General features: G+C 69.9%; 10 protein-coding genes. 6 read left to right on the top strand and 4 right to left on the bottom strand.

Annotated elements, in window-relative coordinates; genetic code table 11:
- The first annotated feature begins 6 nt into the window (after positions 1-6).
- Positions 7-1,143 (top strand): nitronate monooxygenase, encoded by a 1,137-nt coding sequence (locus tag ACWDU4_RS01470; RefSeq protein ID WP_450112071.1) that lies wholly within the window; start codon positions 7-9, stop codon positions 1,141-1,143.
- Positions 1,144-1,145: 2 nt separating this feature from the next.
- Here ACWDU4_RS01470 and dinB read toward each other — a convergent pair whose 3' ends face one another.
- Positions 1,146-2,381, bottom strand: coding sequence for a DNA polymerase IV (gene dinB / locus ACWDU4_RS01465; RefSeq protein ID WP_450112070.1), 1,236 nt, complete (start codon positions 2,379-2,381; stop codon positions 1,146-1,148).
- A gap of 164 nt (positions 2,382-2,545) precedes the next feature.
- Here dinB and ACWDU4_RS01460 point away from each other — a divergent pair, with 164 nt between their 5' ends.
- Positions 2,546-3,364, top strand: coding sequence for a DUF1542 domain-containing protein (locus ACWDU4_RS01460; protein ID WP_450112069.1), 819 nt, complete (start codon positions 2,546-2,548; stop codon positions 3,362-3,364).
- Positions 3,365-3,416: 52 nt separating this feature from the next.
- On the opposite strand, the gene ACWDU4_RS01455 is transcribed toward ACWDU4_RS01460, so the two are convergent.
- Together ACWDU4_RS01455 and ACWDU4_RS01450 are read right to left on the bottom strand one after the other, a co-directional pair.
- Positions 3,417-4,214: an Fpg/Nei family DNA glycosylase gene (locus ACWDU4_RS01455; RefSeq protein ID WP_450112068.1), complete on the bottom strand. Its 798-nt coding sequence runs from the start codon at positions 4,212-4,214 to the stop codon at positions 3,417-3,419.
- Positions 4,215-4,220: 6 nt separating this feature from the next.
- Entirely contained in the window at positions 4,221-4,700 is a 480-nt protein-coding gene (locus tag ACWDU4_RS01450) for a ribose-5-phosphate isomerase (protein ID WP_450112067.1), read from the bottom strand.
- A gap of 62 nt (positions 4,701-4,762) precedes the next feature.
- Between ACWDU4_RS01450 and ACWDU4_RS01445 the strand changes: the two genes are divergently transcribed.
- On the top strand, positions 4,763-5,644 hold the full coding sequence (locus ACWDU4_RS01445; RefSeq protein ID WP_450112066.1) for a M48 family metallopeptidase: 882 nt from the start codon (positions 4,763-4,765) through the stop codon (positions 5,642-5,644).
- A gap of 65 nt (positions 5,645-5,709) precedes the next feature.
- Positions 5,710-6,888, top strand: coding sequence for an acyl-CoA dehydrogenase family protein (locus tag ACWDU4_RS01440; RefSeq protein WP_450112065.1), 1,179 nt, complete (start codon positions 5,710-5,712; stop codon positions 6,886-6,888).
- Positions 6,889-6,958: 70 nt separating this feature from the next.
- On the opposite strand, the gene ACWDU4_RS01435 is transcribed toward ACWDU4_RS01440, so the two are convergent.
- On the bottom strand, positions 6,959-7,582 hold the full coding sequence (locus tag ACWDU4_RS01435) for a DsbA family oxidoreductase (RefSeq protein ID WP_450112064.1): 624 nt from the start codon (positions 7,580-7,582) through the stop codon (positions 6,959-6,961).
- Positions 7,583-7,715: 133 nt separating this feature from the next.
- Here ACWDU4_RS01435 and ACWDU4_RS01430 point away from each other — a divergent pair, with 133 nt between their 5' ends.
- Entirely contained in the window at positions 7,716-8,948 is a 1,233-nt protein-coding gene (locus tag ACWDU4_RS01430; protein WP_450112063.1) for an NAD(P)/FAD-dependent oxidoreductase, read from the top strand.
- A gap of 77 nt (positions 8,949-9,025) precedes the next feature.
- Positions 9,026-11,605 (top strand): aminopeptidase N, encoded by a 2,580-nt coding sequence (gene pepN / locus ACWDU4_RS01425; protein ID WP_450112062.1) that lies wholly within the window; start codon positions 9,026-9,028, stop codon positions 11,603-11,605.
- Positions 11,606-11,734: the final 129 nt, after the last annotated feature.

Raw genomic sequence — 11,734 nt, 5'->3', positions numbered from 1 at the left:
TGTCGTATGCACACCCCGCTTTGCGACGAACTCGGCATCGAGTTCCCCATCTTCGCGTTCACCCACTGCCGTGACGTCGTCGTCGCCGTGAGCAAGGCCGGCGGCTTCGGCGTGCTCGGCGCGGTCGGGTTCACTCCCGAGGAGCTCGAGATCGAACTGAAGTGGATCGATGAGCACATCGGCGACCACCCGTACGGCGTCGACATCGTCATCCCGAACAAGTACGAGGGCATGGACTCGAACCTGTCCGCCGACGAGCTCACGAAGATGCTCCAGTCGATGGTGCCGCAGTCCACCCTCGAGTTCGGACGCAAGATCCTCACCGACCACGGCGTGCCCCTGCCCGACGACGGCAGCGAGAACGCGTTGCAGCTTCTCGGCTGGACCGAGGCCACGGCGACCCCGCAGGTCGAGGTCGCGCTGCAGCACCCGAAGGTCACGCTGATCGCGAACGCCCTCGGCACGCCGCCTGCCGACATGATCAAGCACATCCACGACGCGGGCCGCAAGGTCGCGGCGCTGTGCGGCTCGCCGTACCAGGCCCGCAAGCACGCGGACGCCGGCGTCGACATCATCATCGCGCAGGGCGGCGAGGGTGGCGGCCACTGCGGCGAGGTCGGCTCGATCGTGCTGTGGCCGCAGGTCGTCAAGGAGGTCGCACCGGTTCCGGTGCTCGCCGCGGGCGGCATCGGCAGCGGTCAGCAGATCGCCGCGGCGCTGGCCCTGGGCGCCCAGGGCGCCTGGTCCGGCTCGCAGTGGCTGATGGTCGAGGAGGCCGAGAACACCACGGTCCAGCAGCAGGCGTACATCGACGCCTCCAGCCGCGACACGGTCCGCAGCCGCTCGTTCACGGGGAAGCCGTGCCGCATGCTGCGGAACGACTGGACCGAGGCGTGGGAGACGGAGGGCAACCCGGAGCCGCTCGGCATGCCGCTGCAGTACATGGTGTCCGGGATGGCCGTCGCAGCCACCCACAAGTACCCGGACGAGACCGTCGACGTCGCATTCAACCCGGTCGGCCAGGTCGTCGGCCAGTTCACCAAGGTCGAGAAGACCTCCGCGGTGATCGAGCGGTGGGTGCAGGAGTACCTCGAGGCCACCGGCACCCTCGAGCAGCTCAACGAGGCGGCCGCGAACGCCTGATGTCAGTCGGGAAGGATCGGGACGCTCTGGCCCCGATCCTTCCCGAGCAGCGCGGCCCGTGTGACGGCCACCGCGCCGAAGCGATCCCGCACCGAGTCGAGTGCGGTGTCGAGGGCGGTGACGTCCCGCGACGCCCGCTCGGGCGCCCCGACCCCGGCGTCGAACGGCAGCGCCAGCTGCTCGGCGCCCTCGCGGTCGAGATTGGTCAGTGCGACCCCGATCAGCGTCAGCCCCTGACCGAGGATCAGCGGCCGCGCCTGGTCGAGCAGGGCCCGCACCGCCGACAGGATCGTCTCGGTGCGCGCCGTCGCCTGCGGCAGCGTGAACGAGCGGGTGGCTCGGGTGAAGTCCGCGAACCGCATCCGCACCACCACGGTGCGGCAGACCCGGCCTGCTCGGCGCAGTCGACGGGTGACGCGGTCGACCAGTGCCGCGGCGAGGACGTCGATCTCATCCTGGGATCGCGGCCGGCGCCCGAGGGCGTGCTGGGCGCCGATGGAGCGTCGCCGGGCGCCCGTCTGCACGCGGCGCGGGTCCCGCGCCCAGGCCAACGCGTGCAGGTGTCGTCCCGCCGCCTGCCCCACCACGGCGGCGAGCTCGCGTTCCGGTAGGGCCGCCATCTGCCCCACCGTGGCGATGCCGTAATCGCGGAGCTTGCGTGACGTCACCGCACCGACACCCCACAACCGCTCGACCGGCAGCGGGTGCAGGAACTCGAGCTCACGATCCGGAGGGACGAGCAGCAACCCGTCCGGTTTGCCGACGGCGCTGGCCACCTTGGCGAGGAACTTGGTGCGGGCGATCCCGACGGTGATCGGCAGCCCGACCTGTTCACGGACCTCACGCCGGAGCCGGGTGGCAATCTCGACCGGAGTGCCGGACACCCGGCGCAGGCCCCCGACATCGAGGAAGGCCTCGTCGATCGAGATGCCCTCCACCAGCGGGGTGGTGTTCCGGAATACCTCGAACACGGCCTTGCTTGCCTCGGCGTACGCCTTCATCCGAGGCCGCACGACCACGGCCTGCGGGCACAGCCGCAGCGCCTGGGCACCGTTGCTCGGGGTCCGCACACCGAAGGCCTTGGCCTCGTAGCTGGCGGCGAGGACCACCCCGCCGCCGACGATCACCGGCCTTCCGCGGAGCGACGGGTCGTCCCGCTGCTCGACCGACGCGTAGAAGGCGTCGAGATCGGCGTGCAGGATCGACGCCTCATGCGCTTCGGGGTTGGACACGAACACATGTTCGCATCGGCCACCGACAACTCCGGCGTTTCACGATAGGAGAACAGGAGGCGGTGTCGAATCACCGGTATCCTGTGATTGTCCGATTTGTCCCTGTGCTCGAATCATCGCCCCGCCGCGTTCGAAAGCGTGTCGGGCCTGGTTCGACTGGAAGGTCTCGCGTGGAACTCCTCCTGATCCTCGTCGTCCTCGGCGCCGTCGTCTACCTGGTCATGAAGAGCCAGAAGAAGACCGCCGGGCACACCGCAAACCAACTCGAGGACGCCAAGGCCGACGCCCGGCAGTCGATCGAGCGGCTCGGCGGGCAGGTCTACAACCTGACCGGCACCGACGACGCCTCCAAGCAGGCGCTCGCCGACGCCTCCGAGCGCTACACCGCGGCAGGCTCGCAGATCGAGCAGGCCAACACCCCGGCACAGGCACGCCTCGCCAAGCAGACCGCGCTCGAGGGCCTCTACTACATCCGCGCCGCACGAACCGCGATGGGCATGGACCCCGGCCCCGAGGTGCCAAGCATCGACGGTCAGAAGTCCGCGGGCCAGGTCACCGAGGACCGGCAGATCGAGTTCGAGGGCCGGCAGGTCTCGGCCTCGCCGAACCCGTCCGCGGCCACCCCGAACTACTACCCCGGCGGTCGGGTTGCCGGCCGCCCGGTCCCGGCCGGCTGGTACTCCGAGCCGTGGTGGAAGCCGGCGCTGGTCGCCGGCGCGTGGGGTCTGGGCTCGATGATGCTGTTCTCCGCGATGTTCAGCGGCATGTCCGGCGTCCCGTATGACGCCCAGGCGTTCGAGAACGGCTACGGCGACGGCTACCAGGACGGACTGGAGGCCGGCGGCGGCGACGGTGGCGACATGGGCGGTGACGCCGGTGGCGACATGGGCGGCGACGCCGGTGGCGACTGGGGCGGAGACATGGGCGGCGGCGACTGGGGCGGCGGCGGCTTCGACGGCGGCGGTTTCGACGGCGGCTTCGACTTCTGAGTCACGAACAACGGCAGCGGCCCGGGTCCTCGGACCCGGGCCGCTGTGTGCGTCAGGCGGGCTGACAGGTCGGGCACCAGAAGAGGTTGCGGCCCTTCATGACCGCGTGCAGGACGGGCGTACCGCACACCCGACACGACTCCCCCACGCGCCGGTAGACGTAGGTCCGCGGCCGGTCCACCGCGTAGGCAGGCGCACCGTTGTCGTGTTCGGGACGCACCACGTGCATCACTCCGGCGTCCACGCCGACGGCCATCAGCGCGACCAGGTCGGCCCAGATCTCGTCCCACTCGCCGCGACTCATCTTCGACCCGGGCCGCTCGGGGTGGATGCCGTGCCGGAAGAGGACCTCGGCGCGGTACACGTTGCCGACACCGGCGAGCACCGCCTGATCCATCAGCAACGACCCGATCGCGGTCTGGGACTTGGAGATCCGGCGCCAGGCCCGGTCTGGGTCGGCATCGGAACGCAGAGGGTCGGGGCCGAGTCTGCTTTCGAGAGCGCGCAATTGGGGCTCGTCGTAGATCTCACAGGCCGTCGGGCCTCGGAGGTCGGTGCCGATGTCGGCACCGGCCATGCGCATCCGCACCTGCCCGACCGGCTCACCCATCGGCAGTGGCAGGTCGGTGAACTTGCCGTACAGGCCCAGGTGCACGTGCACGATCCGGCCGCCCTCGTAGTGGTGGAGCAGGTGCTTCCCGACGGCCTCGGCCCGTTCGAGGACGCGCCCGTCGACGGCTGCCGCGCCGGCCTCGAACCGGCCCTGCGGGCTGGACACACGAACGGGAGCACCGGCGAAGTGTCGCTGGTGCTCCCGCGCGAGTCGATGGAGGGTGTGCCCCTCGGGCATGCGTGTTTAGTTCTCGGCGCCCGGGACGGCGGGGGCGACGCCGGTGCGCTCGTACTCGGCGAGGATGTCGATGCGACGCTGGTGGCGCTCCTCCTCCGACCACGGGGTCGCGAGGAACGCGTCGACGATCGCGAGCGCCTCCTCGACCGAGTGCATGCGGCCGCCGATTCCGATCAGCTGGGCGTTGTTGTGCTGACGCGCGAGCTGCGCGGTCTCGACACTCCACGCCAGCGCGCAGCGGGCGCCGGGCACCTTGTTCGCCGCGATCTGCTCGCCGTTACCACTGCCACCGAGCACGATGCCGAGGCTGCCCTCGTCCTCGACGACGCGGCGCGCGGCGTCGATGCAGAACGCCGGGTAGTCGTCGAGGGCGTCGTATTCGTGCGCCCCGCAGTCGATGGCCTCGTGCCCGTTCGCGATCAGATGGTCCTTGATGGTGTTCTTGAGCTCGAAGCCGGCGTGGTCGGCACCCAGGTATACGCGCATGGCCCAATTCTGACAGGTCTGCAACCGGGCGAACGAGGCGCCCACGCCTACAGTCGGAACACATGGAGCAGTACACGCCCGCACCGGGACACGCACCCATGCCCCCGATTGCGCCGGGTTTCCCACCGCCGCAAGTGGTTCCGCCCCGCGGACTGTCTCCGTGGGGGATGCCGGCCCGGCACCGGTTCGAGAATCCGCTGCTCGTCCTCGCGGTCGGGGTCACCGCAATCGCATACCTGACGGCGCTCGGCATGCTGCTGAGCGGCAGTCTCGACTACGTGGCGACGCTCCTGCTGGCGGCCCCGGTTCTGGTGTACCTCGCACGGGGTCGGATGTACGCGGCGCAGCGTGTCAACGGCGTGAAGATGTCGCCGACACAGTTCCCCGACGGATACCGGATGCTCGTCGACGCCGCGGCTCGCTTCGGCATGGCCGAGGTGCCGGACGGCTACGTCGTTCTCGGGAACGGCCAGATCAACGCGTTCGCCTCCGGACACGGGTTCCGTCGGTACGTGGTGGTCTACAGCGACCTGTTCGAGGTCGGCGGGCAGGCCCGCAACCCGGAGGCCCTGGCGTTCATCATCGGCCACGAGGTGGGGCACATCGCTGCGGGGCACGCCTCCTACTGGCGTCAGCTCGGGATGTTCGCGTCGAACTACATCCCGGTGCTCGGCTCGGCGCTCTCACGGGCGCAGGAGTACACGGCCGACAACCACGGCCTGTGCTACCGGCCCGACGGCGCCGCCGGGGCGATCGGGGTCATGGGCGCAGGCAAGTACCTGCTGGGACTGGTCGGCTTCCACGAGATGGCCGACCGCGCACGCACCGAGACCGGATTCTTCCCCTGGCTGGTGAACCTGCTCGCCGGCCATCCGGTGCTCACCTGGCGGGCAAGCGCACTCCGGGACCGGTCCCGGCACGGGCGAGTGTTCTTTCGCCCCTAACCAACTAGAACGTGTTCTAGTATTCCGGAGGAAGCGGACCACCGACGTCAGAGATGAGGGAAGTCATGGGGCAGGTCCTGGATCGGATCGAGCAGTACGCGGACGAGATCCGCGCGGACGGTGTCGAGGGCGACAAGCTGATGCGCCTGACCGACGCCAGCGCCAAGCGGTTGAAGGATGCCGGCGTGATCCGGATGCTGCAGCCGAAGAGTCACGGGGGCCTGGAGGTGCACCCGCGGGAGTTCGCCGAGACCGCGATGGCGATCGGCGCGATGGACGGCGCCACCGGCTGGGTCAGCGGCATCGTGGGCGTGCACCCGTGGGAGATGGCGTTCTTCGATCCAAAGGCGCAGGAGGAGGTCTGGGGTCAGGACCAGGACACCTGGATCGCGTCACCGTACGCGCCGATGGGTGTCGCGGTGCCGACCGACGGTGGCTACATCCTCAACGGCCGCTGGTCGTTCTCCTCGGGTACCGACCACTGCCAGTGGGTGATGATCGGCGCGATGGTCGGCGATCAGAACGGCAAGCCGCAGATGCCGCCGAAGATCCTGCACGTGCTGCTGCCGCGCAGCGACTACGAGATCGACCAGGACAGCTGGGACGTCGTGGGCCTGCGAGGCACCGGCAGCAAGGACCTGATCGTCAAGAACGCATTCCTTCCCGAGCACCGGACCATCGACTCCGCGACGGTGTACGACGGCACCGCGCCGAAGAACGCCGGCCGGCCCGAGACGCTGTACAACTTCCCGTTCTCGTGCATCTTCCCGCTCGGCATCACCTCCTCGCTGATCGGCATCGCCGAGGGCGCCCTGGCGATCCACATCGCCACGCAGAAGAACCGGGTGGCGATCACCGGCGTGCCGATCAAGGAGGATCCGCACGTGCTGTTCGCGATCGGTGAGGCGGCCGCGGAGATCGCTGCTTCCCGCGCCGCGATCCTGGAGACGGTGGACCGCTTCTGGGACATCACCGACAGCGGCAAGGAGGTCACCTTCGAGCAGCGGGCCGTCGGCAGGCGCACCCAGACCGCCGCCGCGTGGCGTGCGGTGCGGGCAGTGGACGAGATCTTCGCCCGTTCCGGTGGCGGCGCGCTGCAGAACAAGCTGCCGCTGCAGCGGTTCTGGCGCGACGCGCACGCGGGCCTGTCACACGCGATCCACGTGCCGGGCTCGATCTTCTACGCGTCCGCGCTCACCGAGCTCGGTGGCGAGCCGCAGGGCATCCACCGCTCGATGATCTAGGCGGCCGCGCCACCTGTGCGCGCTTCCGGTAGCCCTGGCCACCGGAAGCGCGCACGGGCGCGAAGCGCCGCTACTCGAAGGACGGGCCCTCGGTGCGGGTGCGCTTGAGCTCGAAGAAGTGCGGGTAGGACGCCATCGCGACGACGCCGTCCCAGACCCGGCCGGCGTCCTCGCCGCGCGGGATCCGCGAGAGCACCGGACCGAAGAACGCCACGCCGTTGACGTGGATCGTCGGGGTACCGACGTCGTCGCCCACCGCGTCCATACCCGCCTTGTGGCTCGCGCGCAGCGCCTCGTCGTGGACGTCGGTGTCGGCGGCGGATGCCAGGTCGGCGGGCAGCCCGACCTCGGCGAGGGACTCGGCGATCACCACACCGAAGTCCTTGTTGCCCTCGTTGTGGATCCGGGTGCCCATCGCGGTGTACAGCGGGCGGAGCACCTCGTCCCCGTGTGCCTGCGCGGCGGCGATCGCGACGCGGACCGGGCCCCACGCCTTCTCCATCATCGCGCGGTACTCCTCCGGGAGGTCCTTGCCCTCGTTGAGCACCGCGAGGCTCATCACGTGGAACCGGGCGTCGATGTCGCGAACCTTCTCCACCTCGAGAATCCAGCGCGAGGTGATCCAGCACCACGGGCACAGCGGGTCGAACCAGAAATCGGCGGTGTCCTTCTGCAGGCTCTCGCTCACGCGCATCTCCATCACTCGTCGGTGGGAACAGTCGTCCTGTGGGATCAACCAACACCTGCCGCGTTTGCTTCCCGCCCACCGCGGCCGGGCAGTACGGTCGACAGGTACGGACGTACCCGCGGACCCCGGAGGGTGACCGATGTCAACGAGCCGGACCTTTGCCATCGTCGGCGGTGGGCTCGCCGGCGCCAAACTCGCACAGGCACTGCGAGAGAAGGACTTCGACGGCCGGATCGTTCTGTTCTGCGCGGAGGAGCACCTGCCGTACGAGCGGCCGCCGCTGTCGAAGGACCACCTGATCGGCGGCAAGCCACTCGCCGACTTCACCGTGCACCCCTCCGACTGGTACCGCGACCACCACATCGACCTGCGCCTGGGCACCACCGTCACCGCACTCGACCCCGCGGCCCACACCGTCACGCTCCCCGACGGCAGCACCGTTCACTACGACAAGGCGGCGCTGGCCACCGGTTCCCGACCGCGACGGCCCCCGATCCCCGGCTCCGGCGCCGACGGAGTGCACTTCCTGCGCACCGTGGACGAGTCCGACGCGCTCCTCGCGACACTGCGGCACGGCGCTCGGCTGGTGATCGTCGGTGCCGGATGGATCGGCCTCGAGGTCGCCGCGGCCGCCCGCGGACACGGCGCCATGGTGACCGTGGTGGAGACCGCGCCGCTCCCGCTGCTGGGGGCGCTCGGTCCCGAGATGGGGACCCTGTTCGCCGAACTGCACCGCGAGCACGGTGTCGACCTGCGCCTCGAGAGCGCGGTGGACGCCGTCGTCGTCGCCGGCGGGCGCGCCACCGGGGTGCGCCTGGGCACCGGCGAGGTGGTCGATGCGGACGCAGTGCTGGTCGCGGTCGGCGCGCAACCGAACGTCGAACTCGCCGAGAGCGCCGGTCTGGCCGTCGACGGGGGCGTCCTCGTCGACGCGTCCCTGACCACCAGCGACCCCGATGTCGTCGCGATCGGCGACATCGCCGCCCAGCAGCACCCGGTGCTCGGCGCCCGGATCCGCGTCGAGCACTGGGCCAACGCCCTCAACCAGCCTGCGGTCGCGGCCGCGACGATGCTCGGGCACCCGGCCGAGTACACGAACCTGCCGTACTTCTTCACCGACCAGTACGAACTGGGCATGGAGTACGTCGGGTACGCCCCGCACGGGTATGCGCGGGTGGCGGTCCGTGGTGACGCCGCCCGGCACGAGTTCGTCGCGTTCTGGCTCGACGGGGACAACCGGGTGCTGGCGGGAATGAACGTCAACGTCTGGGACGTCACCGACGACGTCAAGGAACTCGTCGGCTCCCGGCAGCCCGTGGACGTCGATCGATTGACCGATCCGGCGGTCGCGCTGGACGACGTCTTCGGGTGAGCGGTCGATCGCGTCGCCCGCGCGTGATGGGATAGGGGTCGTCCGTTACCGAATCCAATCCCGAGGAGCGTCGAAACGTGGCCCCACCGAACCTGACCCGCGAGCAGGCAGCAGAGCGCGCGGCGCTGCTGACCGTCGACAACTACGCCGTCGACCTGGACCTGACCGACGGTGCCGGGGCCCCGGGCGAGAGCACGTTCCGCTCCCGCACCACGGTCACGTTCGACGCCTCCGAGGGCGGCGCGACGTTCATCGACCTGATCGCGAAGACCGTGCACTCGGCCACCCTCAACGGCCTCCCGGTCGACATCTCCGGCTACTCGGAGGAAACCGGGATCGCGCTCACCGGCCTCGCGGCCCGCAACGAGCTGGTGATCGACGCCGACTGCCTGTACACCAACACCGGCGAGGGACTGCACCGCTTCGTCGACCCCACCGACGACGCGGTCTACCTGTACTCGCAGTTCGAGACCGCGGACGCCAAGCGGATGTTCGCGTGCTTCGACCAGCCGGACCTGAAGGCCACCTTCGACATCCGGGTCACCGCGCCGGTGGACTGGAAGGTGATCTCGAACGCCGCGACCGTCGAGACCCTGGTCGCGACGCCGGGTGAGCACCACTTCCGCACCACCCCACGCATGAGCACCTACCTGGTGGCACTGATCGCCGGACCGTACGCGCAGTGGACCGACTCGTACTCCGACGAGCACGGCCACGTTCCGCTCGGCATCTACTGCCGTTCCTCGCTCGCCGAACACATGGATGCCGAGCGCCTGTTCACCGAGACGAAGCAGGGCTTCGACTTCTACCACCGCAACTTCGGGATTCCGTACGCGTTCGGAAAGTACGACCAGCTGTTCGTGCCCGAGTTCAACGCGGGCGCCATGGAGAACGCGGGCGCGGTGACGTTCCTCGAGGACTACGTCTTCCGGTCCAAGGTCACCCGCTACTCGTACGAGCGCCGCGCGGAGACGGTGCTGCACGAGATGGCGCACATGTGGTTCGGCGACCTGGTCACGATGAAGTGGTGGGACGACCTGTGGCTCAACGAGTCGTTCGCCACCTTCGCGTCGGTGCTGTGCCAGACCGAGGCCACCGAGTACACCAACGCCTGGACGACCTTCGCGAACGTCGAGAAGTCATGGGCGTACCGGCAGGACCAGCTGCCGTCCACCCACCCGATCGCCGCGGACATCCCCGACCTCGCCGCCGTCGAGGTGAACTTCGACGGCATCACCTACGCGAAGGGCGCGTCGGTGCTCAAGCAGCTCGTCGCGTACGTCGGGCTGGAACCGTTCCTGGCGGGACTGCGCGCCTACTTCGCCGAGCACGCCTACGGCAACGCCACCTTCGACGACCTGCTCGCTGCCCTGGAGCGCTCGTCGGGACGCGACCTGTCCGACTGGGGTGCGCAGTGGCTCAAGACGACCGGCCTGAACATCCTGCGGCCCGAGTTCGAGGTTGACGCCGACGGCAACTTCACCTCGTTCGCGGTGCTGCAGGACGGTGCCGCACCCGGGGCGGGCGAGACGCGCGTGCACCGGCTCGCGATCGGCATCTACGACGACGGCCCGCACGGCAAGCTGGTCCGCACCGAGCGCATCGAACTCGATATCGAGGGTCCGCGCACCGAGGTTCCCGAGCTGGTCGGCAATGCCCGCGGCAAGCTGGTGCTGGTCAACGACGACGACCTGACGTACTGCTCGGTGCGGCTCGACCCCGAGTCGCTCGCGACCGCGATCGCCCGGATCGGCGACATCGTCGATCCGCTCCCCCGCACGCTGGTGTGGTCGGCGGCGTGGGAGATGACGCGGCAGGCCGAGCTCAAGGCGCGTGACTTCGTCGCCCTGGTGCAGCGCGGCATCGGCGCCGAGACCGAGGTGGGTGTCGTGCAGCGGCTGCTTATGCAGGCGCACACCGCGTTGGCGTCCTATGCCGAACCCGGCTGGGCCACCGAGGCCGGCTGGCCGGATTTCGCGAACCGGCTGCTCGAACTGGCCCGAGAGGCAGAGGCCGGCTCCGACCACCAGCTCGCGTTCGTCAACGCGCTGACCGGGGCGCAGCTGTCGCCGTGGCACACCGAGGTGCTGGCCGAACTGCTGGACGCCGCGCCGGAGACGGTCGGCCTGCCCGGACTGACCGTCGACACGGACCTGCGCTGGCGCGTGGTGACCGCGCTGGCGGCGGCCGGTGAGGTCGACTCGGAGGGTCCCGAGTCGCCGTTCATCGACGCCGAGGCGCAGCGCGACCCGACCGCGGCCGGGGCACGGGCGGCGGCCGCGGCTCGGGCGGCGCGCCCCCAGGCCGCGGTCAAGGAGCAGGCGTGGGCGACGGTCGTGGGCGACGACTCGGTCGCGAACATCACGGCGCGGTCCATCATCGGCGGCTTCGCCGGGCCCGGCCAGGGCGAACTGCTGGAGCCGTTCGTGGCGCGCTACTTCGCCGACATCGCCGGCGTGTGGGAGCGCCGCTCGAGCGAGGTCGCGCAGACGGTGGTCGTCGGGCTGTACCCGGCGTGGTCGATCAGCGAGGGTTCGGTGGCCGCGGCGGACGCGTTCCTGGCCGGCGAGCATCCGCCGGCGCTGCGCCGCCTCGTCGTCGAGGGCCGGGCCGGCATCGTGCGGTCCCTGGCCGCCCGCGCGTTCGACGCCGAATAGCCGAAAAGGGGTGTCCCTCGCCCGATCGGGCGAGGGACACCCCTCTGGTCGAGACTGCGCTAGATAGGGAGATGGTGGGGGGGGGAAGAGTGTGTTGATTGGGGGGGGTTTGTAGGGGGTGGGCGGATG

The sequence above is a fragment of the Rhodococcus sp. NPDC003348 genome (assembly GCF_053589375.1).
Note: the sequence above shows the minus strand (reverse complement) of the source record. Positions and strands in the feature narration are given on the sequence as shown.